This window comes from Hydrogenophaga sp. (assembly GCF_050250835.1).
Lineage (GTDB): Bacteria > Pseudomonadota > Gammaproteobacteria > Burkholderiales > Burkholderiaceae_C > Hydrogenophaga.
Genome location: NZ_JBFWNX010000014.1, coordinates 55937 through 79202, shown reverse-complemented (window position 1 = coordinate 79202; position 23266 = coordinate 55937). Strand labels below are relative to the sequence as shown.

The window sequence follows — 23266 nt, the reverse complement described above, 5'->3', positions numbered from 1 at the left end:
TTTAGGCGGGGGCCCCTGCCGGGGGGGGTTCCATGGGCCGAAGGTGTTCGCGCGCAGCGGTCTTCACCGCCGCCGTGAGCCGTTGGGCCGAGATCGACTCGTGCGCCCAGTGCTGCCAGTACAGCACCACGTCCACCGCCGCACCTGGCAGCAATTCCTGCAGGCCCGGGCGCTTGGCCAGGTGCTGTTCAGGCACCATGCCCCAGCCCAGGCCGAGTTCAATGGCGGTTTCGAAAGCCTCCACGGCGGGCGCGAAGTGGCGCGGGTAGTGCGGCTGGCGCAGACCGAAGTGCTGCTCCAGAAAGGCGTCCTGGAGCGCATCCTTGCGGTTAAAGATCACTGCCGGCTGCGCCAGCAACTTGTGTGGCGAGACAGCGCCGCGCGGGGTGCGGCAACGCCGCACCAGCTCGGGCGCACCTACGCAGAGGTACCGCATCACACCCAGCGGCTCGGCCACGCAGCCGCGCATGGCGCGGGCCAGTGTGGTCACGCAGCCGATCACGTCGCCGCTCTTGAGCGCGTCGTGCGTGTGGTCCTGGTCGTCGATCACGATCTCCAGCAGCAGGTGGTGGCGGCGCAGCAGCGGCGCCACGCCGGGCAGGAACCAGCTCGCCACGGAGTCGGCGTTGATCGCCACCGACAGGCTCTGCCAGCGCATCCCCTCGCCCGGGGAACCGCCCTGCAGGCCATTGAGCAGATCCGCCTCCATCAGGCGCACCTGCTTCACATGGCCGAGCAGCGCCTGCCCCGCCGGTGTGGCGCGCACCTGCTTGCCACGCACCAGCAGGCGCTGACCCAGCGTGTCCTCCAGGGATTTGATGCGCAGCGACACGGCGGCCAGCGTGAGAGAAAGCGCTTTGGCAGCCGGCCCGAACCCACCGTGTTCGACCACGGCAGCGAGGGCTTCAAGTTGACGGGCGTCCAGCATACTTTGATCAATTTGTTTTTAATCAATCAGAGTTTAAGTTAATCAGGTTTAATTTGTATGCAATCCAGGGCAGACTCCTCCCATTCGCATTGGAGTTCGTCATGGCCCTCGCCTTTCCCACCTTCACCGCTGGCATGGTGCTCAGCATGTCGCTGATCATGGCCATCGGCCCACAGAACGCGCACGTGCTGCGCGCGGGTCTGCAGCGCCAGCACCTGTGGCTCACCGTGCTGGTGTGCGCGCTGGCCGACGTGGCGCTCATCGGCCTGGGCGTGCTCGGCCTGGCGCAACTGGGCGGCCTGTCGGACAAGCTGCATGGCGCCCTGGTCGGTGCGGGCATGCTGTTCCTGGCGGTCTACGGCTGGCAGGCGTTCCGGCGCTTCCTGCATCCGCGTGCGGAGACGGTCGAAGGTTCGACCCCGGCGGCAGCGGAACCCGTCTCTCGCCGCCAGGCTGTGCTCTCGGCCCTGGCCTTCTCATGGCTCAACCCCCACGCCTGGCTCGACACCGCGGTGCTCATCGGCACCGCTTCGCTGGCGTATGGCCAGGGCAGCAAGGTGTTTGGTCTGGGCGCGGCCACCGGTTCGCTGGTGTGGTTTCTGGTGCTCGGCACGGCCGCCTTCTGGCTGGGTCGCCGGCTCAACTCGCTGAAGGTGTGGCGGGCGCTGGATGGCCTGGTGGCGCTGATGATGTGGGGCACCGCGCTCTGGCTGCTCTCCAGCCTGATCTAGGATCTTGCCGAAGTCGATCTGCAACAGCTCGCCGGGCTGCATCAGTTCTTCGAGACTCACCTGCCCCTTGATCGTCCGCATTTCGCACAAGAAAATGAAACGATTCAGAAACCTGGTGCGAATTGAACTTCATCCCCCTACCCGAAGACCAGCGCGTTGACGAACTGGTTCGCGAGTTCCTCATCGGAGCCTCAGGAAGCTGACCCTTGACCAACCTCCTGCCCTCCTGGCCACTTCTGTCCGCCTTCATGCTCGCCAGCCTGGTGCTGGCGGTCACGCCCGGGCCGGGTGTGGTGTACATCCTGGCGCGCAGCCTTGCGCAAGGCCGGCGCCATGGCATGGCTTCGGTGGCCGGCGTGGCGCTGGGCAACTTTGGCAACGCGGTGGGCGCAGCGCTCGGACTGGCCGCGCTGTTTGCGGTGTCTTCGCTGGCGTTCACGGTGGTCAAGTTCGCGGGGGCGGCCTACCTCATCTATCTGGGCGTTCAGGCGCTGCGCGCGCCTGTGGTCGCGCCGGAGGACTCTGCGCCCGCGCCCGACAGCCTGCGCCGGATCTTTCGCGATGGCTTTCTGGTCGCGCTGCTCAACCCCAAGACTGCGCTCTTCTTCGCCGCTTTCCTGCCGCAGTTCCTGGTGGCGCAGGGTTCGGTGGTCGCGCAGAGCGTGGCACTGGGCGCGATCTTCGTGGCCATGGCGGCGCTGAGCGACACGGCCTACGCGCTGGCGGCAGGTTGGATCGCGCCCCGACTGACGCGCCTGCGCAGATTCCGCCGCGCAGGTCGCTACCTCACCAGTGGCACTTTCGTCGGGCTGGGTGTGCTGGCTGCACTGGCGAGCCGCCGCTCACCGTGACCTCGCTCAATGGACGGCCGGTACAATTTCCGGCTGTCCACTGCCCCGGCACCGCAGGCCTGCCTGACTTGGCACTGCCGGTGCGTCCAAATGAACCAAGACCACCAGGGACCCGAACGTCAGACCTGTGACGTTCTCGTGATCGGCGGGGGGCCTGCCGGCTCTACCGTCTCGCCGTTGCTGGCCGCCAAAGGTCACCGCGTCGTGTTGCTCGAAAAGGCCCATCACCCGCGTTTTCACATTGGCGAATCGCTGCTGCCAGCCAATCTGCCCTTGCTGGAACGCCTGGGCGTGGCCGACGAAGTGCGCGCCATTGGCCAGCACAAGCCGGGCGCCGAGTTTGTCTCGCCGAACCACGCGCACGCACAGACCTTTCTGTTCGCCGAAGCCTGGGACAAGTCCATGCCTTCGGCCTACCAGGTCAAGCGCGCGGAGTTCGACGAAATCCTGATCCGCAACGCCGCACGCCAGGGCGTGGACGTGCACGAGGGCTGCCAGGCGCGTTCGGTGGAATTTCTGCCGGACCGCACGGTTCGCGTGCAAGCCACGCACGACGACGGCCGCACCACGGTGTGGGACGCGAAGTTCCTGGTTGACGCCTCCGGGCGCGACACCTTTCTGGCCTCGCGCTTCAAGATCAAGGAACGCAACCCGAGCCACACCAGCGCTGCCGTCTATGGCCATTTCGGTGGTGCTCGCCGCAACGACGGCGAGGCCGAGGGCAACATCACCGTGTTCTGGTTCGACCATGGCTGGTTCTGGTTCATCCCGCTCACGGGCGGCGCGACCAGCGTGGGCATGGTGACCTGGCCCTACCACATGAAGACGCGCGGCGGGCGAAGCCTGCAACAGTTCCTGATGGACAACGTGGCCACCTGCGCCGGCCTGGCCGATCGCCTGAAAGATGCCGAGCTGCTCACGCCGGTGGAGGCCACTGGCAACTTCTCGTACTCGGCGCGCCACAACCACGGCGAGAACTACCTGATGCTGGGCGACGCCTTCACCTTCATCGACCCGGTGTTCTCCTCAGGCGTGTGGCTGGCCATGAGCGGCGGTGAACTGGGTGCGCAGACCATCCACACCTGTCTGCGCGAACCCGGACGCGCGCGCTCCGCGCTCAAACGCTTCGACCGCCAGATGCGCCATGGGCCGAAGGAATTCTCGTGGTTCATCTACCGCGTCACCAACCCCGTGATGCGCGACTTCTTCATGGGTCCGAGCAACATCTTCCGCGTCAAGGAAGCGCTGCTTTCCATGCTGGCGGGCGACATTTTCGGCCGCACACCCATCTGGCGTTCACTGCTGGTCTTCAAGGCGCTCTACTACGGCGCCAACCTGTTGCAGCCCCGGCGGGCCTTCGCCGCCTGGCGTCGGCGCCGCCACAACGTTCGTCCGGCCGAAGAGGCCTCACTGGCTCAACCGTCGTGACCCTGCAGAACACCCCCACACAGACAGCGCGAGATGGCGGCCGGCACGACTCGCCGCTCTCGCATGTCTCACCGTCACTGAACAGCATCTGGCACGTCGACCGTCCCTTGCAACGCGGCCACAGCGAAGGCATCCACTGGCAGCGCAATGCCGACATGCTGCTGGGCATGATCGAACTGCAGGAGACCGACGTCCTTCCCACAGCGGCCGGCATGTCACCATTGCAGGCCGCGAGCCAGTCGGTCTACGAGCGCCTGTTTCGACTGCTGCGCCAACAGGACATGCCTCACCTTTGGCGGGTGTGGAACTACCTGGGTGACATCAACGGCGAATCGCACGGGCTGGAGCGCTACCGACAGTTCAACCTGGGACGTTACGCGGCATTCGTGCAGGCGCATCGAGACACCGGCGGGCAGGTGCCGGCGGCCTGCGCCATCGGGGTCCAGCACGGCCCCTTGTCCGTGGCGTTTCTCGCGGGCAGCATGCCGGTGGTGCCGGTGGAGAACCCTCGCCAGTTGAGTGCCTGGCGCTACCCCACGCAATACGGGCCCCGCGCGCCCACTTTTTCGCGGGCTGCGCTGGCCTATCCGCCAGGGCAGGAAGTGCTGTTCATCTCCGGCACCGCCAGCATCGTGGGGCACGAAACCGTTCACCCAGGCGACGTCGTCGCGCAATGCCGCGAGACCGTGCGCAACCTGGAATGTGTCGTCCAGGAAGCCAGCCGACTGGCGCGCTCGGCTCCCGCTTTTGCGCTCGGCGACATGAGTCACCGTGCTTATGTGCGCCACGCGAGCGACATCGCCACCGTGCAGCGCACGCTGAAGGCGCTGCTGGGCGACGCTCCTCTGGCCTGCGTGCGAGCCGACATCTGCCGCAGCGACCTGCTGGTGGAAGTCGAGAGCCAGGCCCTTCACTCCTTGTCGCCTCCATGAGTGCGCGCCTGCGCTCCTCGTCCACACTGTGGAGCGTGTACGAGCACCTCGCGATGGGGGTGGGCCTGGGCACACTGGCCCTGCTCTGCCTGGCCTGGCTGCCGCTGGCGACCGCGCTGCGCCCGGTGCTGCCCCGTGCCTGGGGGTCCTCGCTGGGTCGCATGGCGATCATGCGCGGCTTCCAGTGCTACATGGGCGTGCTGCGCCTGCTGTGCGCCTGCCGTTTTGACGTCGAGGCCATGGATGCCCTGCGCGAACAGGGCCCGATGGTGATCGTCGCCAACCATCCTTCCTTGCTGGACGCCGTGCTGATCACCTCGCGACTGCCCCATGCCGTTTGCGTGATGAAGGCCGACGTGATGGACAACCCGTTGCTCGGCGCGGGCGCCCGCCTGGCCGGGTATGTCCGCAACGACACGCCCCTGCACGTGGTGCTGCGCTGCCGCGAGGCCTTGCGCGGGGGAACGCAAGTGGTGATCTTCCCTGAAAGCACCCGCACGGTGGGGTATCCAGCCAACCTGCTCAACCCGCTGTCGCGCACGGCTGCGCTCATCGCATCGCGTGCGTCTGTACCGGTACAGACGCTGCTCATCGAGTTTTCCAGTCCCTACCTGGGCAAGGGCTGGCCGCTGTGGCGCCCTCCGAGCCTGCCGCTGACCTGCCGCATCCGGCTGGGCCAGCGGTTCGACGCGCGGCTCGATCCGCGTGCTCTCACCGCCGAGCTGGAGGCACACTTGCGCGCCGAACTCGCCCACCCCAGGACATCATGACGCCAACGCCAAGCACCACACACCTGGTCCTCATTCCCAGCTACAACCCGGGCCGCAAAGTGCTGGAGACGGTGCGCGCCGCGCGCGCGCAGTGGACGCCCGTGTGGGTGGTGATCGACGGCAGCACCGACGGCTCGGCCGACTGGCTGCTCGAAGCGTCCGCCGCCGACCCGGGCTTGCGCGTGCTGGTGTTGCCGCACAACCGCGGCAAAGGCTCGGCCGTGCTGGAGGGCATCACGCGCGCCGCGCAGGCCGGCTTCACCCACGCCCTCACCATGGACTCCGATGGCCAGCATCCCGAAACGCTGATTCCGCAGTTCATGGCCACCTCCCAGGCTGCACCCGATGCCATGGTGCTGGGCAAGCCGGTGTTTGGACCGGAGGCCCCCGCGCTGCGTGTGAACGGGCGCAAGGTGTCCAACGCCTGGGCCAACCTGGAAACGCTGGGCATGGGCATCGGCGATTCGCTCTACGGCTTTCGCGTCTACCCCATCGAGGCGCTCATGCGCGTGATGCACGCCACGCGCTTCATGCGCCGTTTCGACTTCGACCCCGAAGCCGTGGTGCGCCTGTGCTGGGCCGGCGTACGACCGATCAACGTGGACGCGCCGGTGCGCTACTTCACGCCGCACGAGGGCGGCGTCTCGCACTTCAACTACCTTCGCGACAACCTGCTGCTGAGCTGGATGCACACCCGGCTCTTCGCCGGTTTCGTGCTTCGCCTGCCATTGCTGCTGTGGCGGCGTCTGTCCCGCTGAATGGCATGAACACCACCGAAGTCTTCCTGGTCGCCATGGCGATCATCTTCACCGTGCCCTGGCTGATCTGGCGCTTGTTTCGCACCGACTACTGGGCACCGCTGGTGGTGGTGCAGATTGTCACGGGCATCCTGCTGGGCCCGGGCGTGCTGGGCAAGGCGTTCCCCGAATACCACGCCCTGGTGTTCAGCCCGACGGTGATCCAGTCGCTCAATGGCATCGCGTGGTGGGCGGTGATGCTGTTCGTGATGATCGCCGGCGTTGAACTGGATTTGCGGCAGGCCTGGAAGCACCGCCGTGAGAGCGGCGTGACCGCCGGGCTGGCGCTGGGTGTGCCGATGCTGGCGGGGTGTTTCGCCGCAGCGCTGCTGCTGGGCCAGGCCGGCTGGATCGGTGCTTCCGCCCAGCCCTGGCAGTTCGTGCTGGGCGTGGGCATGGCCTGCGCGGTGACCGCGCTCCCCATCCTGATCCTGCTCATGGAAAAACTGGAGATGCTGCGCCAGCCACTGGGTCAGCGCATCCTGCGCTATGCGAGCCTGGACGACATCGCCATCTGGGGCGTGCTCGCGCTGATCCTGATGGACTGGCAACGCGTGGGCAAACAAGTGGTGTTCGTGCTGGTGTTCACCGCCCTCGCCTGGGCGTTTCGCCGCCTCATGCGCTGGCTGCCTGAGCGCGATCGCTGGCATGTGGCCCTGATCTGGCTGGCGGTGTGCGCCTTCGGCGCCGACTGGTGTGGCCTGCACTACATGGTGGGTGCCTTCCTCGCCGGCGTGGTGATGGACGCCGAATGGTTCGATCAGGACACGCTGGACCAGTTGCGCCACCACGTGCTGCTGGTGATGATGCCGGTGTTCTTCCTCTCCACCGGCCTGCGCACCGAGTGGGGCGTGGGTGGTGCAGCGGTGTTCGCCACGGCCGCGCTGCTGCTGGTGGCCTCGGTCGGCGGCAAGCTGCTGGGCGTGCATGCCGCCGCACGCTGGCTGCAATGGCCATCCGGCGAAGCGGCCATCATTGGCTGGCTGCTGCAAACCAAAGCGCTGATCATGATCATTTTCGCCAACGTGCTGCTGGACAAACAGATCATCACCAGCGAGACCTTCACGGCCCTGCTGCTGATGGCGGTGGCCAGCACCATGCTGACCGTGCCAATGGTGGCACCGAAGCTGCGCGGCGCGGCCATGCCCGCAACGGTCAGGCCATCGCTCCGTTGATGGAGATCACCTGTCCGCTGATGTAGGCGGCCTGTTCGGACACCAGGAACGCCACCAGTTCTGCCACTTCGTCGGCTCGTCCCGCGCGCTGCATCGGCACCATGCGCTTGATGGCCTCCGGGTCGAAGGCACCCTCGATCATGTCGGTCTCGATGATGCCGGGCGCCACCGCGTTGACGGTGATGCCCCGGCTGGCCAATTCGAGTGCGAGCGCCTTGCTGGCCGAATGCAGCGCACCCTTGGCCGCCGCGTAGTTCACCTGCCCCCGGTTGCCCATGATCGCGGCCACCGATGAAATGCTGACGATGCGGCCCCAGCGTGTGCGGATCATCGGCAGCGTGAGCGGCTGCGTCACGTTGTAGAAGCCGTTGAGCGAGACGTCCAACACACGGTCCCACTGCCCGCCGCTCATGCCAGGGAACACCGCATCGTCGTGTACGCCCGCGTTGTTCACCAGAATCTGGATCGGGCCGGCTTCCGTCAACCTGTCCAGTGCGGCGGCGCAGGCCGTGCGGTCGGTCACATCGAAGGCCACGGCCTCGGCGCTGCCGCCACGCTCGCGGATGGCCTGTGCGGTGGCTTCAGCCTTGTCCAGCGCCCGGTGCGCATGCACGATGACGTGGAGTCCGTCGGCGGCCAGGCGCCGGCAGATCGCCTCGCCGATGCCGCCGCTGCCGCCGGTGACCAGCGCCCGTTTTTTCATGAACTTGTCCTTGGTTCCAGCAAGTCGGCGTCGAGCACGACCGCCGCGCGACCTTCGAGCAGGCAGCGCTCGCCATGGTGCAGGCTGAAGCGGTAGAGCACCTGGTTGGCGTCGCCCGACAGTCGCTCGGCGCGCACGCACAGCGGCCCTTCCTGATCGTCCAGGCGATCGACGTGCAGGGAGACACCGCGCACGCTGGTGAGGTAACCCTGGCGCGGCGCGCCCTCGGCGCCTGCCACCAGTGCGCCATGCACCGCCATGGCCTGCGCCGCGTATTCGATGCCGTTGGCCGCGCCCAGACGCCCCTGCGCGCGCAGCGGATGCGCCGGGTCGGTGTGACCCGTGGCGCGGCATTCGATGTGGTCGGTGCTCCAGGCCACGACGGTGTCGAGCAGGCACATGTCGCCCTGGTGCGGAATGCGGGCAGCAATCTCGTCGCGGTTCATGGCGCTTCGATCCGCACCGCGAGCTGCATGCCCGGCAGGTAGTCGAGGCAGACCTCGCCCCAGCGGGCCTGGGCAAGTAGCTCCAGCAGGGGCAGGCCGCGCAGCGCAGGCACGCCGGCGCGCAGCGGCTCCAGGGGCGCATGCTGCCAGGGTGTGGCGCTCGCCTCGGTGGTCCAGGCGGTGATGCGGGCAAGCGAGCCTGGCGTGGCCCTCGGCTCCAGCAGCAGCCCCACCCCGGCGGCATCTGGCAGCGGCCGCATGCGGTGCAAGGGCTCGGGGTATTCACTGTCGTAGGCCATGAGCAGCGTGGACTGCTGGTCCAGCACCACCTGGCCAAGCGCATCCAGCAGACCGGCACCGAAGCTGCCGTCGAACGCGCAAAGCACCTGGCACGGCGCCATGGATCTGGTGGCGATGCCCCAGTAGCCGGCGGGCGCGTTGTGAACCGAGTTGTGGAAGCGTGTGGGTGAGATGTGGCGGTCTTCGGTGGCCAGTTGCTCGCACAGCGCATGGCAGTTGTGTCCATCCGAACCCGATGCGGTGAACACGGTGGCCAGGCGGGCCACGTCGTCGCCGGCAGCGGCCTCCAGCCCGAGCCCCAGCGCGAGCTTGATGACGCGGCTCGCGCGACGCCGTTCGGCCGGCGGCAGGAGCGCTGGTGACGGCAACACCGAAGGCGCCGGGACCCAGGCTTGCTCGCCCCGCAGAACGGCGCAGGCGCTCGGCCAGTCGGGCAGCCCCGGCGCGATGAAGCCCACGCCGGTGATCCAGGCGGTGAGCGGTCGATGGGTCAATGCAGGGTTCATGTCATGACACCAAGCACCAGGCTGCAGTTGCTGCCGCCGAACCCGAACGAGTTGGTCAGCGCATGGCGCAGTGGCAGGTTGGCGCCGCGCAACTGGTATTGCAGCGGAATGGCTGGATCGAGCGAGCGCGTGCCGGGGCTGCCCGGCGCAAACTGATCGACCAGCGCAAGCGCGCAGATCACCGCCTCGACCGCGCCCGCCGCGCCCAGGGTGTGACCGGTCGCGCCCTTGGTGGACGAGCAGACCGCGCCATCGCCGAACACGGCCGCCACCGCCTTGCCCTCGGACACGTCGTTGGCGGGCGTGGCGGTGCCATGCAGATTGATGTATTGAATGTCGCCCGCTGCCAGCCCGGCCGAGTGCAGCGCGGCCTGCATGGCCATGCGCGCGCCCAGGCCTTCGGGGTGGGGCGCCGACATGTGGTGTGCATCACTGGACTCACCCGCGCCCAGCAGCCACACGTCACCGGCATTGGCTGGCTGCGCCCGTTCCAGCAGCGCATAGGCCGCGCCCTCGCCGATGGAAATGCCGTCGCGGCCGGCGTCGCAAGGCCTGCAGGGCTCGCGCGATGTGAGTTCCAGCGATGCGAATCCGTACAGCGTGGTCAGACACAGCGAATCCACGCCGCCGACCAGTGCCGCGTCAAGGGTGCCCAGCTCGATCTGGCGAGCCGCAGCGGCAAACACCTTGGCGCTGGACGAGCAGGCGGTGGAGATGGTGGTGGACTGCCCGTTGATACCCAGGTGCTGGCGCAGGCACTCGGCGAGCGCGTAGGGGTTGTGCGTTGTGGCGTAGCCAAAGTCGGCAGGCAACGCGCCGGTGGCGGGGTCGCGCCGTCGGTAGGCGAGTTCGGTCTGCAGAATGCCGGAGGTGCTGGTGCCCATGAAGACGCCGACACGGTTCGCCCCGTACCTGGACACGGCCTCGCGCACCCGGTCTGCAAAACCGTCGGCCTGCAGCGCGAGCAAGGCCAGGCGGTGGTTGCGGCAGTCGTAGGCAGCCAGCGAGTCAGGCAGGTCGAAGGCATCGACGCCAGCGATCTCGCCCACCCAGGTCGGCACGTCCACGGTCTCGAAGGTGCAGGGGGCCAGGCCGCTTCGGCCCTCGCGCAGGGCCGTTCGGTGCGCGGCCAGACCCACACCAAGGCAGGTGGTGGCGGTGTAGGCGGACAGCAGCAGGGGCTTCACGGATAAAGGCGGAGAGCAGGAGAAACAAGGTCGGGCATTGTCTCAGATGGTGGCAGGCCAGGACGCGCCATTCAGTGCGGCACCCGACACACCAGCATCACATTGGCAAACGGCTTGCGCCCGCTCATGGGCTGGCTTTCCACCGCGAACCCCAGGCGTTCGAGCTCGGCCACCCATTCGGCCAGCGGGCGGCAATACAGCTGGGGCAGGCGGTGGCCGCGCACGTAGGTCACCAGACGGTCCACGCCCACGCAGATGCGGTGGCGCAGGCCCGCACCCGCATCGCCGATGCGGGTGAGGAAAACGCCACCCGGCGACAGCGCCTGGCGGATGCGTGTGAGCACCTCCCGCTGCTGCGCATGGCTGAAGTAGTGCAGTGCGTCCAGAATGAGGATGGCATCGGGCTGGCCGAAATCCACGGCGTTCATGTCGCCCTGTTCCACCCGCACCACCGGGTGTTGCGGACCAAACGCCCGCGCGGCGCGGTCCACGTCCCTGTGCATCAGTTCCACGCCGCGCAGCCGGCGGGGTTGCGGCGGTGCTGCCCAGCCGGCGGGCCACTGGCCCTGCTCGTGCAACCGGTGCGCCGCCAGCAGCCAGGCGAACAGGCTGCCCTGCCCGCAACCCAGATCGAGGTAGTGCCCGCCCTGCGGCAGCAGCCCCCGGCGCAGCATTTCGTGAAAGATGTTGTCGTGGCCCAGTTTGCCGCGCGCGTAGTGGCGGGCGAACTGGCCGCTGGGGCGGAAGGTCTGGCTGGCTTCGGCCACCAGCCGGTCAATGAATGGTCGGCTCATGAAACGGATTGGAACAGGGTGACGGGATGCAGATCATGTTCAGCCATGTGGCGCAACAGGCGCGGCAGCACAGCGAGGATCACGGGCTCGCCGTCGCGCGTTCGGGCGCTGTGCCCGTCGTGCATCAGCACGATGTCGCCCGGGCCCAGCTGCCCGGCCAGGCGCTGGAACACGCGGTCAGGGTCGCCGGTCCGGGTGTCGAAGGCACGGCGCGACCAGGTGGCCAGCGACAGGCCCAGGCTGTGCAGCACCGGGTCGAGGAACGGATTGCGCAGACCAGCGGTGGCGCGAAAGAAGCGCGGGGCCTGGCCCGTGATGTCGGTGAGCGTGGCTTGCGCGAGCGCCATGTCGCGCCGCATGCGCCTGGGGCCGAAGAGCGAGAACGCGTTGCTGTGCGCATGGCCATGGTTCTCCACCCGGTGGCCGCGCCGCACGATCTCGCGGCACAGCTCGGGGTGCTGCTGTGCGAGGCGGCCAATGCAGAAAAAGCTGGCCTTCACGTTGGCGGCGTCGAGCAGGTCCAGTACGCGCGGTGTGACCTCGGGATCGGGACCGTCGTCGATGGTCAGGGCGATCTCGCGCCGCTGGGCGGCCGCTTCGGGCAGGCGGACCAGGTTGGGCCCGAGCAAGCGCGAACTCGGCCACAGGCCTGCCCCGGCGAGCAACGCGTGGTTGGCCACGAGCACCCCCACAGCCCAGGGCCAGGCGGCGGGCGCCACGATCGCGCCCAGCGCAGCCGCGACGTGCACGGCCACACTCGCCGAAAGGAAGGGAGAAGGTTGCCAGCGCACGGGCATGTCAGCGACCGAAATGGCCCAGGTCGAGAAAGCGCTCCCACAGTGGCAACCAGGCGGCCCAGTCGTGCCCACCGCGCACGACGTGACGCGAGGCCACCGGAAAACGCTCGGCCACCTGCTGGATGCGCTCGGCGAAGCGGTCTTCGCTGCCATGGCCGATGAACACCGGCAGATCGGCTGGCGGACGCTGCAGCCATTGCCACACGCGCAGTTCGGGATCGCACAGATCGCGTTCGCTGGGTCGCCAGCGATCCGGTCCCCCGGCGCGCTCGATCACGTTGGTGCTCGGGCGGCTGCCCGGGTAGGGGGCGAGCAGGCACAGGCCGGCGGCCACGCCGGGGCGCGCAGCCACGTGCGCCATGGCCACCATGCCGCCGAGCGAGATGCCGCCAAGCCACACGCGCGCACCGCGCTGGACCGCAGGGTCGATCACCTCGCGCTGAAGGCGGTCCCAGGTGTCCACCGCGTCGAGGCCCACGCCGTCGATGTCCACACTCAACAGGTCCAGCGGCAGCGCGCGGCGTTCGATCGCGGTGGCGAAGCCGGCCTCGAAGATCGCTTCGGGGCGCATCGCCACGCCGGGCAGCATCACCATCAGATTGGGCGCCTGGCCGGCCTTGCCCACGGTGCGCAGCGCTGTCACGGCGTGGGCTTTCTGGCGGCAAATGCCGCCGAGAGCACCAGCGCGAGCACCGCGCCGGGGCCCACGGTCACGCCCAGGGCGTGCAGCACCGGCACCGACGACCAGGCCAGCACACCAAAGCCGATGGCGGTGGTGGTGCTGGCCACCCCGATGGACAGCAGGGTTTCGTCGTCGAGCGTTTCACCCAGCGCGACGCGGTCGAAGAACAGCGAGTAGTTGGACCCCACCGCCACGGTGAGCAACAAACCCACCAGGTGCAGCAGGTGCAGGCGCACGCCGCTGGCGTGCAGCCCGGCGACCACCACCAACACCGCCATCACCAGCGGCAACATCACCCCCAGCAGGCGGGCCGGGCTGCGCAGCACCAGGCCCAGCACCAGGACGATGGCGGCAAAGCCCGCCAGCGACAGCACGATGGCTTCGTCGATGTAGTCGCCATAGAGCGTGTCGAACTCGCCCTTGAGGTCGACGAACAGCGCGCCGCTGCCCGCCAGGGCGGTGCGCACTTCATCGACCGGAATGTCCAGGTCCGGCGCGGCGCGCAGCGGCAGCAGCACGCTCCAGCCCTGTGGGCGCTGCAACAGCAGGGCGTCTACCACCAGGCCCAGGCCGGTGCCGTCGAGGTCCTGCCGCGTGAGATTGGCCGAAGCGCGCGCGGTGCGCACGTCGTCCAGGAAGGGCTGCAGGCGATCGGCCGAAATGGGCGCATCGACCAGCGCTGCGTGCAAACGCTCCCGGAGCTCTTCGGGTGGAGGCAGGCTGGCGCGTCGCGCATTCTGCGTGGCCTCGCTGGGCAGGAATCGAGCCGGGGTGTCGAAGCCACCAATGCGGCCTTGCTCCACCAGCCGGCGCAGGGGCGCACCCGCACGCTCGGCCGCCTGCAGGGCGCTTTCACGATCGGGCGCGGTGATCACCGCCATGTAGCGTGCATCGGGCGCGCCGAGGTCGCTGCGCAGGCGCGCATCGACCTCGCCCTCAGCCTGGGTGACCGTGGACAGCGCCGAGAGATTGGGGTACCAGAGTTCGTTGCGGTTCTGCGCCAGATAGACCCCGGCCACCAGCACCACCACCAGCAGCGGCCAGCGCAGCACCCCCGCACCCTCCACCAGCGGGCGCAACACCCGGCCCTGGCGCGCGCCGTCGTTCAGGTGTACGCCGGAGCCGGCCAGGTGCGGCAGCAGGTAGCGCGTGACCAGCGCGGCCGTGACCACGCCGCTGATGGCGTACAGGCCGAGCTGGGCGAGGCCGGGAAAGCCCGAGAACAGCAGCGCGCCAAATCCCAGCAGCGAGGTGAGCACGCCCAGGCGGATGGTGGGCCAGTACTGTTCGCGCCAGGATGCCATGCCCATGCGGCCAGATTGCACGAAGTAATAGATGGCGTAGTCGACCGCCTCGCCGATGAGCGCGGCGCCGAAGCCCACGGTGATGCCGAACACCGTGCCGTGAACTAGCCCCACCACGACGATGGCGGCCAGCGTGCCGCTGAGCACCGGCACCAGGGTGAGCAGCAGCAGGCGCGCACGGCGGTACACGAAGCCGAGCAGGAGGGCGAGGATCACCGAACTCAGGATCGACAGGCGCACCACCTCTTCCTGGATGGTGGCCCGCGCCCGCACCGCAAACAGGCCCGGCCCGGACATCTCCAGCGTCAGCGCCTCCAGGCCATGCTGGCGGGTGGCTTGCGCAAAACGCTCGCGGATCAGTTCGATGGCGGCGGCCTGACCGTCGGTGTCGGAGCCGAGCGCGTGGGTCTGCATGAGCAGCATGGCACGCTCGCCATCGCGCGAGGCCCACACGCCCTCGACCTCATTGGGCTGTACACCCGCGCCCAGACCCGAAACCAGCTCCACCAGTTCGCCGGTGGGGTCGCGTGCGAGGTAGGGTTTGAACAGCAGGCCGGCCGAAGAGCTGAGCAGGTCAATGCTGTTGTTGACGGCGCCGCGCAGGCCCTCCACGCTGAAGTGCTCGGGCGTGACCGCGCTGCTGAGCAGGTAGCGGTGGTCGAGCAGGAAATCGCGAGCTGCATCCAGCGCCTCGGCTTCGCCGTTCTGCACGGAGGCGAAAGACTCGTGGTCCGCCAGCGCGGCGCGCAGCGCACGCGAAGCATCGGCGCGCTGCCTCGCATCACCGCCCGCGATGGACAGCATCAGCAGCCGCGACACGGCTCCCTCGCGCAACTGATCCACCATCACCGACTGCTCGGCGGTGGGCCGCGACGGCAGGAAGAAGGAGATGTCGGCGGAGAAGCGCGTGTTCAGCAGCAGGGACACGCCGATCGCCATCGCACCGAGCCAGACCAGAAGGGCCTGCAGGGGACTCCGGATCATGGCGCCTTCACCGGCTCGATGCTCATCTCGGTGCGGTCACCATCGGCCTGCAAGTATTCGATGCCCAGCACCTGTTCACGCACGCCGCTCAGCGTGATGCGCTTGAGCAGCGTGGCGATGCGGGCATCGCTGGGCACCAGCGTGAGCACCCAGGCGTCGAGGTTGCCCGTGAGCGCCAGCTGGTAGCTGCGTTCAAGCGATGCGCGGTTGCCCGACAGCGTGCTGCGGATGCTCTCCACGAAGGCCGCGACCTCGGGCCGCTGGCCAAGCTGGATCGAGATCTTGCGCCGGTCGCGCTCCAGGCTGAGCGTGTCCTTGTCAAGCACCATGGTCTCGGCCTTGGGCGTGAGCGTGCGTTTTTCCAGTCGATCGGGGGCGGTGTAGGTCATCTCGCCGGTGGCGATCACGGGCTTGTCGAGCAGCGCCAAGTGGCGCTTTTCGACGAACTTCGCCTGCCCCCCGGGGTTGCGGGCCAGCTCGGCCATGAGCTGGTCGATGTCGAGAGCGGCCTGCGCCAGGGCGGTGAAGCCCAGGAGCACAAGGCTCACAAGAAGTCGTCGGATCATGAGCGGTTCCAGAAGTCGAAGAAGTTGAACCAGTTGTAGGGCGCGCGGCGGCAGAAATCGCCAAGCCGATCGGCATAGGCCTGCATGGCCTGGGCCATGGCGGCGTCGCGCTCGCCGCGCTCGGTGGTCGAAAAATCGGCCAGCGGCTCGAAATGCAGTTCGTAGCGGTTGCCACCCAGGTAGAGGCCCGCCATGAAAAACACCGGCCGACGCAGCATCGCCGCCATGCGCCAGGGCCCCACGGGAAAGCGCGCGGGCGCACCCAGGAACTGGCATTCTGCCGTCGAGTCGTTCGCCAGGGATCGGTCGGCCAGCAAACCCACCAGGCTGCCGGCCTCCAGCCGGTCACGCGCCTTGAGCATGGAGTCGGGGTGGCCCAGTGCCACCACGTCCTGCCGAGCCGCCGGATTGATGGCGTGCAGGATGGCGTTGATCTTGCGCGCATTTTCCTCATACATCAGCATGGCCACCGGCGCATGGGCGTGCGTGTGGCCGACGGCGCGCAGCACCTCGAAGCTGCCCAGGTGTGCGCCCATCAGCAGCGCTCCGGGCTGGCGCCGCAGCGCCTCGCTCACCAGCTCACCCCCCACGATGCGAATGTCGAACAGGTCGAAGCGATCATTGAGCAGGTAGACACGGTCATGCACGGTGCTGGCGAAACTCAGCACGTGGCGGTAGCCATCGGCCCAGGTTGGCGTCCGGCCCAGCGAGCGCGCCAGGTAGTCGCGCCCATGGCGGCGCGCCTTGGGCGAGAACAACACGAAATACAGCGCGATGCCGCGCAGCACCAACCGCCCGACAGGACGGCCCAGGCGCAAAGAGATCCACACCATCAGGCGCAACGCGCCCAGGTGGCTGCGCTCCTGTTCGCGCATCCAGTCGGGCGTTGGCCCATGGGTCATGGTGCGGGCACCAGGCTGCCGCTGGCCACGTCGCGCCCTTCGCCGATCACACGAAAGCCGATGCCGCCCCGTGCGGTGGACTGCAGGGCAAAGCGCAACTCGGCGCCGGGCCCCACTGGCACGAAGAACTTGGCCTGAGCGACCTGCCAGCCGGCGGTCGAGGCGGCCCCGTGCAGGCGCGCCGCGAACAGCAAGGCCTGGTCGAGCAGCACCACGCCCGGGACGATGGGACGGGACGGAAAATGGCCCGCGAACGCGGGGTGGTCGAGCGGCACGGCCCAGGTGAATTCAGCGCTGGCCATGGGCCACCTTTTCAGCGTAAAGCGCCTGCAGGGCCTGGCGCGTGAGCTTGCCGGTGGCGTTGCGCGGCAGGGCATCCACCAGCACCAGCGGGCGCGGCAGGAAGATGGCGTCGAGCCGGGGGCGCAGGCCCGCCATGAGGGTGCGCACATCGAGCGTGGGCGCCACCACGAAAGCCGCCAGTCGCGCCACCCTTTCCTCGCCCTCCGGCTCGTCGGGCAGAAAGAAGGCAGCGTCGACCACGCCAGGCAGCGCGCCGATCTGGTGGTTGAGGTAGGCCAGCGAGGTGCGTTTGCCCGCGATGTTGATGAGGTCAGCGTGCCGGCCGTGAAGCAGGAAGCGCCCGTCGGCGCAGGTTTCGATGAGATCGGCCAGCGGCACACGGCCTTCGACGTGGCCGCCGCTCGCATGGGTGGCATCGCCCTCCTGCTCCAGCCGCACCATTTCCATCGGCCGCCAGGCCGCGCCATCGAGCGTGCGCCGACTGGCCAGCGCGGACGATTCGGTGGAGCCATAGATCTCGTGCACCGGCGCGCCGCAGTGCGCCTCCACGCGGCGCGCGAGCTCGGGGCTGAGCGGTGCGGTGGCCGAGAGCACCAGGTCCAGTGGCGGCACCCGCAGGCCCGAAGCCAGCAGCGTGGAGAGGTGAAAGGGCGTGGTGACCAGCATGCGCGGGCGCGGCACGGCCGCCAGCGCCTCCACGATGTCCTGCGGGTAGAAGGGCTTGCCGGCGGCGAACTGGCAACCACCATGCAGGGCAATCAGCAAGGTGGACTCGAAGCCGTAGCTGTGCTGAATCGGCACCGTGCCCACGACAGCCTGTGGCCTCTGCAACAGGCCCAGCGCGCTGGCCTCGGCGCGGCCATTGCGCACCAGCTTGCCCCAGGTTTTGCGGTGCGGCTGAGGCAGGCCGGTCGAGCCTGAGGTGAACAGGATGGCGGCCAGGCGGTCGTCGTCGATCAGCGGTATGCGGTGCACCTCGGCACGAGGAAGTGCCGCCGGCTCGGGAAAGGCGAGGCCCGGCAGACCCGGTACCGCATCCGGGTGATCCGCCAGCCAGGACGCGCCAGGATGATCGGCCGCCAGTCGCTGCAGCGTCTGCGGCGACTGCGACGATGGCTGCAGGCTGACCTTGCCCGCCAGCAGGCCGGCGGCGAAGCCGACGGCGAAGTGGTAGCGGTCCTCGCAAAGGTTGATCAGCCATTCGCCACCGGGCAGGCGGGCGGCCAGTGCGTGCGCATCGGCCAGGAACTCGCGCACCCGCACCGGCCCCTGGGCACGCCAGGCCAGCACGTCGTCGAGCTGGTGCTCGCTGATCAGCGCAGAAGCAGACGTCATGCCGTCGGCGGGGGCGTGGAGGGCGCCGAGCGTTGCGCCGATTCGCGCCGGTAGGCCTGCACGATGTCGGCCAGGCCCGGGCGCTCGTGCGGCGGCAGCACACACAGGCGCCAGACGTGCTCGACCAGGAACATCAGGCCGATCAGCGGGCCGGTGAGCAGGTTGGCATGCACCGACCAGATGGCCGAAGGCGCGAAGATGAACAGCAGCGTGGACACCAGTGCGTTGACGAAAAAGAACACCGTCCAGGCCAGCGTGACGTTGCGCGTGTAGCGCACCTTGCGTTCGGAGAGTTCGTGGCCGAAGATGCGCCGCGCCATGCGGGTGATGAGCGCGTCACCGGGGCCAAGCAGCGACTTGCCAAAGTACACACCCAGCGCCACATGGATACCCAGGTGTTGCAGGTAATACAGCAGCGGCACGTTGTGGCGCAACCGCGTCCACAGCCAGACCAGCAGCAGGAGTTGCGCCAGCACACCCACGATGCGCCAGCCCCACTGCGGCACGCGCCAGAGCGACATCGACAAAGCCGCGATGACCGGCAACACAGCCACCGCCGTGTTGAAGTCGGCGTTGCCCCAGCCCGCGCTGCCGGCGTGCGCCGCAACCACCCACGCCACCATCAGCAGCAGCACGCCAAGGTCTCGCAGCGCCGGGGTCCAGCTCATGTCACAGCGTGCGCTGGCTGGCAATGTGGGCCGCCAGGGCGCGCGGCGAGGCGAAGATCTTTTCGTTGTCCTCGTTGTCCGAACGCATCTGGAACCCGTAGCGCTTGGAGATGACGAGCGAGATTTCGAGCATGTCGATGGAATCGAGCCCCATGCCGTCGCCGTACAGCGGTCCGTCGGGATCGACTTCGCCGGCTTCGATTTCCATGTTGAGGGCTTCGATGATCAAGGCCACGACCTCGGGCCACAGGGCGTCGACGGATTCGGGGGAGACAGGTGTGGTCATGGAGTCACTCGCATAGACAAAACAATTGGGAACGTGTCAGCGGGGCGGCGCACGAAAGGCCAGCACGGCGTTGCTGCCGCCAAAGGCAAAGGAACTGGACAGCGCGGCCTGCATGGGCACGCCGCGGCGGCCCTGCAGCACGTGGTCGACGCCCTCGCAGGCGGGATCAATGCGTCCGGCGAGGTGGGCCGTGGGAGGCACCGCCTGTTCGCGCAGCGCCAGGGCGGTGACCACGGCCTCGATGGCGCCGGCTGCACCCAGCAGGTGCCCGTGCATGGACTTGGTGGCGCTCACGGGCAACTCCTGCGCCACATCAGCAAACACTTCGCGAAGGGCGGCCATCTCCACCGGGTCGCCCTCGGCCGTGGCGGTGCCGTGGGCGTTGACGTAATGGATGTCCCGGGGCACAAGTCCTCCGTCGGCGAGTGCGGAACGCATCGCACGAACCTGGCCATCGCGCTGCGGACGGACCAGGTGGCTGTGATCACAACTGGTGCCATAGCCAACAATTTCACCATGGATGGTCGCGCCGCGCGCGACGGCGTGGTCCCACGCTTCCAGCACCAGCGCAGCGCCACCCTCGCCCAGCACCAGGCCGGCGCGGTCTGCCGCGAAGGGCCGGCAGGCCATGGGCGACGTGGCCGCATCGCCTGGCGCCAGCACACGCATGGCCTCCCAGGCGCGCACCACGCCGTAGGACTGGCACACATCGGAACCGCCGGTGAGCATCACGTCGGCCTCGCCACTGCGCACGCGCCGGAACGCCTCGCCGATGGCGATGCCCGAAGACGCACAGGCCGCCGTGTGGCTGGTGCTCAGGCCGCCCAGGCCAAGTTGTATGGAAATGTGTGCGTTGACTGCATTGTTCATGCCCTGTACGACCGAAAGCGGCGACAGGCGTTCGCGCCCTTTTTGCCAGAGTTCGCGGCTGCCCCGTTCGTGGGCGGCGAGGCCGCCGAGCGCGGTGCCCCAGATGCAGCCCCACTGGTCGCGGGAGGCGGGGTCGGCGCCCGCCTCCAGCCGGCGGGGCAACCCGGCCTGGTCCCAGGCCTGAAAGGCCGCCGCCATGCCAAGCTGGGCGAATCGCTCCATCATGAGCGCGAGCGGTTTGCCCAGGGCGGCCTCGGCGTTGAAGCCCAGGCAGCTCACGAAGGGGGTGGACAGGGGACGGGGCAGGTCGTCGGTCAGCAGGTGGCGCACCGCCGACTCACCGGCGATCAGGCGCGTGAAGAAGTCGGCCATGTCACCGCCGTAGGGGCTGATCAACCCGAGGCCGGTGATGGCGACACGGCGAACCTGCATGGGTCAGCCGCTCTTCGCGGTGGTCAGCGCATCCAGCGCCGCCTGCATCTCGGCCACGGTGCCGGGCAGCGGAAGATCGGACGGTATGTCAATGCCCAGGCGGTCTTCGGCTTCAAACAGGAGTTCGGCCAGCATCAGCGAATCGACACCGAGATCGGCCAACCGCGAAGCGGGCTGGACCAGGCCAGCCTCGACGCCGAGGCGGTCGGAGAGAAAGGTGCGAATCAGGTCGGCAGAACTCATGGAAGGGGCCCGAATGTTGACCGGCAAGGTGAAACCAGGGCGTGAGCCCGGGCACATGAATGAATGCGGGATTTCCTGGGAAGCTGCGGTCATCTTGTTGTTGTGGGGCCTGGTGCGCACACCCGCCGTCCGAGCTTCACAGGGCGACAGATTATATTAGCCCGCCGCTTTAGCCGATCGACCCTGCCCACCCATGACACCCTCTCCCGATCGCGCCTGGCCCAGGCAACTGCTGGACCGTTTCGTGACGCTCTGGTACCTGAAGGCCGCGGGCACCACGGCCTTCATGGTGCTCTTTTTCCAGGCTTACTTCTGGGTGCTGCATCACCCATCGCAAATGCCGTTTCCGATGCCGGTGCTGGCCATCGACGACTGGGTGCCCTTCACCCCGGCAGGATTTGCCGCCTACGTGTCGCTCTGGGTCTACGTGTCACTGCCTTCGGCCCTGCTGCCCAGCTTTCGCGAGCTGCTGCGCTATGGCCTGTGGACGGCCGCGCTGTGTGCCTCCTGCCTGATGGTGTTCTGGCTGCTGCCCACGCAGGCGCCAGTGCCCGACATCGACTGGTCCCTGCACCCCCAACTGGCCTTCATGAAGGGACTCGATGCCTCGGGCAACGCCTGCCCTTCGCTGCACGTGGCCTCGGCGGTGTACTCCGCCTTCTGGCTGCACCACATCTTCGTCCAGGTCGGCGCGCCGGCCTCGCTGCGCTGGGTCAGCGTGCTGCAATGCGCCGTCATCATGTGGTCGACGATGGCGATCCGCCAGCACGTGTTCCTGGACGTGCTGGCCGGGGCGCTGGTGGGCTGGCTGTTTGCCTGGCTGTCGCTGCGCACGACGGCGACCGGGCCGCGACGCCGGAACACCTAGGCCGCGTCGGGGCGCAGCAGCCAGTGATGCCGCGTGGCGCCCGGTTCCGCCTCGGCTGAGGGCGCCAGCAGCTCGAAGCCCAGGCTGGCCAGCACCGCGTGCGAAGAGGTGTTCTCTGCATGCGTGTAGGCGTGGATGCTGCGCAGATTCAAAGTCTGGAAGCCGTGGTGCACCCAGGCCTGGGCCGCTTCGCGCACCAGTCCTTGTCCACGCGCCTCGGGCAGCAGCGCGTAACCCAGCTCCACGTCGGGCGAGCCTTCACGCACCAGAAGGCCACACATGCCCAGCGGGCGTCGCTCGGGCGACTTCAGGTCCATCGCGCACAGGCCGATGCCAAGTTCGGCGTTCATGGCCATGGGCCCTTCCAGCAGGTAGCGCTTCGCGTCGTCCAGCGTGCGCACCGCCTTGTCGCCGATGTAGGTCAGCCAGTCGGCGTCGTTCACGAGTTCAAGTACGAAGGGCGCGTCGGCCTCGGAAAAGGGCCTCAGGCACAGCCGGGCCGTGTCCAGAATGGGCGGCATGGCGGTTCAGCGCGCGCCAGCACCGGCCCAGAATTCAGGACGCGCGTACTCGTGCTTGAGAAAGTCGATCCACAGCCGCACCCGCAGCGCGAGGTGTTTGCGCTGCGGGAACAGCGCGAAGATGCCATTGGGCGGCGCGGCAAAGTCGTCGAGCACGCTCTCGAGTCGGCCGGCGGCGATGTCGGCCTCCACCTCCCAGGTGCTTCGCCAGGCAATGCCCCAACCCGCCAGACACCATTCGCGCAACACCTGCCCATCGGTGCAGTCCAGCGGGCCGCCGGGGCGCAGATGAAGGATTTCTCTCTCGCCGCCCTCGGCCGGCACGGCAAAGGCCCAGCCCCGGGTTTGCGAGGCGTCGCTGGAGAGCGTGAGGCAGTCGAAGCGCGCCAGATCCGCCGGCGTCTGCGGGCGACCGTGCCGCTGCAAGTAACGCGGCGTGGCCACGCACAGTCGGCGGTTGTCAGCCAGGCGCACGCTCACCAGGGACGAATCCGGGAGGTCGCCCACGCGCACGGCACAGTCGTAGGCCTCTCCGGCCACGTCCACCACGCGATCGCTGAGGTTCAGCGAGATCGTCACTTCAGGGTGCAGCTCACGAAAGCGAGGCACCAGCGGCGCCACGTGCCGCCGCCCGAAGCCGGCCGGCGCGGTGATGCGCAGATGCCCACTGGCCTTGACGCCGCCGGCGCTCACGCTGGCTTCGGCGTTGGCCATGTCCACCAGCAGGCGCTGGCAGTCTTCCAGAAAGGCGCTGCCTTCGTGCGTGAGCGTGATGCGCCGCGTGGTGCGCACCATGAGCTTCACGCCCAGGCGGGCTTCCAGGGCATCGAGCCGGCGCCCGATGATGGCCGGGGCCACGCCCTCGGCCTTGGCGGCGGCGGTGAGGCTGCCGCGCGTGGCCACGGCCACGAAGGTTTCGAGTTGTTTGAGTTTGTCCACCGGGGCAGATTACCCCAC

27 protein-coding genes are annotated in these 23266 nt (G+C 68.3%); 8 read left to right on the top strand and 19 right to left on the bottom strand.

The features are described 5' to 3' along the window. Position 1 precedes the first annotated feature (1 nt). Positions 2–928: an HTH-type transcriptional regulator ArgP gene (locus AB7F11_RS16720; protein WP_428300154.1), complete on the bottom strand. Its 927-nt coding sequence runs from the start codon at positions 926–928 to the stop codon at positions 2–4. 101 nt (positions 929–1029) lie between these two features. Here AB7F11_RS16720 and AB7F11_RS16715 point away from each other — a divergent pair, with 101 nt between their 5' ends. From AB7F11_RS16715 to AB7F11_RS16685, 7 genes are all read left to right on the top strand, one after another. Further along, positions 1030–1659, top strand: a complete 630-nt coding sequence (locus tag AB7F11_RS16715) for a LysE/ArgO family amino acid transporter (protein ID WP_428290291.1) — start codon at positions 1030–1032, stop codon at positions 1657–1659. Between the two features lie 206 nt (positions 1660–1865). Further along, positions 1866–2510: a LysE family translocator gene (locus AB7F11_RS16710; RefSeq protein WP_428290292.1), complete on the top strand. Its 645-nt coding sequence runs from the start codon at positions 1866–1868 to the stop codon at positions 2508–2510. A 90-nt stretch (positions 2511–2600) separates the two neighbouring features. Continuing rightward, positions 2601–3938 (top strand): NAD(P)/FAD-dependent oxidoreductase, encoded by a 1338-nt coding sequence (locus tag AB7F11_RS16705; RefSeq protein ID WP_428290293.1) that lies wholly within the window; start codon positions 2601–2603, stop codon positions 3936–3938. Further along, the gene (locus AB7F11_RS16700; protein ID WP_428290294.1) at positions 3935–4870 is read left to right on the top strand and encodes a hypothetical protein; all 936 of its coding nucleotides are present in this window, start codon (positions 3935–3937) and stop codon (positions 4868–4870) included. The genes AB7F11_RS16705 and AB7F11_RS16700 overlap by 4 nt, the downstream gene beginning before the upstream one ends. Then, on the top strand, positions 4867–5640 hold the full coding sequence (locus AB7F11_RS16695; RefSeq protein WP_428290295.1) for a lysophospholipid acyltransferase family protein: 774 nt from the start codon (positions 4867–4869) through the stop codon (positions 5638–5640). The genes AB7F11_RS16700 and AB7F11_RS16695 overlap by 4 nt, the downstream gene beginning before the upstream one ends. Then, positions 5637–6398, top strand: coding sequence for a glycosyltransferase family 2 protein (locus AB7F11_RS16690; RefSeq protein ID WP_428290296.1), 762 nt, complete (start codon positions 5637–5639; stop codon positions 6396–6398). The genes AB7F11_RS16695 and AB7F11_RS16690 overlap by 4 nt, the downstream gene beginning before the upstream one ends. Before the next feature lie 5 nt (positions 6399–6403). After that, on the top strand, positions 6404–7612 hold the full coding sequence (locus tag AB7F11_RS16685) for a cation:proton antiporter (RefSeq protein ID WP_428290297.1): 1209 nt from the start codon (positions 6404–6406) through the stop codon (positions 7610–7612). Here AB7F11_RS16685 and fabG read toward each other — a convergent pair. From fabG to AB7F11_RS16605, 16 genes are all read right to left on the bottom strand, one after another. Continuing rightward, positions 7593–8315, bottom strand: coding sequence for a 3-oxoacyl-ACP reductase FabG (gene fabG, locus AB7F11_RS16680; RefSeq protein WP_428290298.1), 723 nt, complete (start codon positions 8313–8315; stop codon positions 7593–7595). The two genes, AB7F11_RS16685 and fabG, sit on opposite strands and share 20 nt — an antisense overlap. Next, positions 8312–8761, bottom strand: coding sequence for a hotdog family protein (locus AB7F11_RS16675; RefSeq protein ID WP_428290299.1), 450 nt, complete (start codon positions 8759–8761; stop codon positions 8312–8314). Before AB7F11_RS16675 ends, fabG begins: the two co-directional genes overlap by 4 nt. Next, complete coding sequence (locus tag AB7F11_RS16670; protein ID WP_428290300.1) at positions 8758–9567, bottom strand: beta-ketoacyl synthase chain length factor; 810 nt, start codon at positions 9565–9567, stop codon at positions 8758–8760. Before AB7F11_RS16670 ends, AB7F11_RS16675 begins: the two co-directional genes overlap by 4 nt. Further along, positions 9564–10754, bottom strand: coding sequence for a beta-ketoacyl-[acyl-carrier-protein] synthase family protein (locus tag AB7F11_RS16665; RefSeq protein ID WP_428290301.1), 1191 nt, complete (start codon positions 10752–10754; stop codon positions 9564–9566). The genes AB7F11_RS16670 and AB7F11_RS16665 overlap by 4 nt, the downstream gene beginning before the upstream one ends. Before the next feature lie 71 nt (positions 10755–10825). Continuing rightward, positions 10826–11548 carry an SAM-dependent methyltransferase gene (locus AB7F11_RS16660; protein WP_428290302.1) on the bottom strand — a complete coding sequence of 241 codons (723 nt, stop codon included), beginning with the start codon at positions 11546–11548 and terminating at the stop codon, positions 10826–10828. Beyond that, positions 11545–12345, bottom strand: coding sequence for a polysaccharide deacetylase family protein (locus AB7F11_RS16655; RefSeq protein ID WP_428290303.1), 801 nt, complete (start codon positions 12343–12345; stop codon positions 11545–11547). Before AB7F11_RS16655 ends, AB7F11_RS16660 begins: the two co-directional genes overlap by 4 nt. A 1-nt stretch (position 12346) precedes the next feature. Further along, positions 12347–12988, bottom strand: a complete 642-nt coding sequence (locus AB7F11_RS16650; protein ID WP_428290304.1) for an alpha/beta fold hydrolase — start codon at positions 12986–12988, stop codon at positions 12347–12349. Beyond that, entirely contained in the window at positions 12985–15315 is a 2331-nt protein-coding gene (locus tag AB7F11_RS16645) for an MMPL family transporter (protein ID WP_428290305.1), read from the bottom strand. Before AB7F11_RS16645 ends, AB7F11_RS16650 begins: the two co-directional genes overlap by 4 nt. Further along, positions 15312–15881, bottom strand: coding sequence for a LolA-related protein (locus tag AB7F11_RS16640; protein WP_428290306.1), 570 nt, complete (start codon positions 15879–15881; stop codon positions 15312–15314). The genes AB7F11_RS16645 and AB7F11_RS16640 overlap by 4 nt, the downstream gene beginning before the upstream one ends. Then, entirely contained in the window at positions 15878–16783 is a 906-nt protein-coding gene (locus AB7F11_RS16635; RefSeq protein WP_428290307.1) for an acyl-CoA synthetase, read from the bottom strand. Before AB7F11_RS16635 ends, AB7F11_RS16640 begins: the two co-directional genes overlap by 4 nt. After that, on the bottom strand, positions 16780–17085 hold the full coding sequence (locus AB7F11_RS16630) for a hypothetical protein (RefSeq protein WP_428290308.1): 306 nt from the start codon (positions 17083–17085) through the stop codon (positions 16780–16782). The genes AB7F11_RS16635 and AB7F11_RS16630 overlap by 4 nt, the downstream gene beginning before the upstream one ends. After that, on the bottom strand, positions 17072–18421 hold the full coding sequence (locus AB7F11_RS16625) for an AMP-binding protein (RefSeq protein WP_428290309.1): 1350 nt from the start codon (positions 18419–18421) through the stop codon (positions 17072–17074). The genes AB7F11_RS16630 and AB7F11_RS16625 overlap by 14 nt, the downstream gene beginning before the upstream one ends. Further along, entirely contained in the window at positions 18418–19089 is a 672-nt protein-coding gene (locus tag AB7F11_RS16620; protein ID WP_428290310.1) for a hypothetical protein, read from the bottom strand. The genes AB7F11_RS16625 and AB7F11_RS16620 overlap by 4 nt, the downstream gene beginning before the upstream one ends. Before the next feature lies 1 nt (position 19090). After that, complete coding sequence (locus AB7F11_RS16615; protein ID WP_428290311.1) at positions 19091–19375, bottom strand: phosphopantetheine-binding protein; 285 nt, start codon at positions 19373–19375, stop codon at positions 19091–19093. Between the two features lie 36 nt (positions 19376–19411). Continuing rightward, the gene (locus AB7F11_RS16610; RefSeq protein WP_428290312.1) at positions 19412–20677 is read right to left on the bottom strand and encodes a beta-ketoacyl-[acyl-carrier-protein] synthase family protein; all 1266 of its coding nucleotides are present in this window, start codon (positions 20675–20677) and stop codon (positions 19412–19414) included. Between the two features lie 3 nt (positions 20678–20680). Then, on the bottom strand, positions 20681–20920 hold the full coding sequence (locus AB7F11_RS16605; RefSeq protein WP_428290313.1) for an acyl carrier protein: 240 nt from the start codon (positions 20918–20920) through the stop codon (positions 20681–20683). 193 nt (positions 20921–21113) lie between these two features. Here AB7F11_RS16605 and AB7F11_RS16600 point away from each other — a divergent pair, with 193 nt between their 5' ends. Continuing rightward, on the top strand, positions 21114–21788 hold the full coding sequence (locus AB7F11_RS16600; RefSeq protein ID WP_428290314.1) for a phosphatase PAP2 family protein: 675 nt from the start codon (positions 21114–21116) through the stop codon (positions 21786–21788). On the opposite strand, the gene AB7F11_RS16595 is transcribed toward AB7F11_RS16600, so the two are convergent. Further along, entirely contained in the window at positions 21785–22309 is a 525-nt protein-coding gene (locus tag AB7F11_RS16595) for a GNAT family N-acetyltransferase (protein WP_428290315.1), read from the bottom strand. The genes AB7F11_RS16600 and AB7F11_RS16595 overlap by 4 nt on opposite strands. A gap of 6 nt (positions 22310–22315) precedes the next feature. Then, positions 22316–23248: a LysR family transcriptional regulator gene (locus AB7F11_RS16590; protein WP_428300155.1), complete on the bottom strand. Its 933-nt coding sequence runs from the start codon at positions 23246–23248 to the stop codon at positions 22316–22318. Positions 23249–23266: the final 18 nt, after the last annotated feature.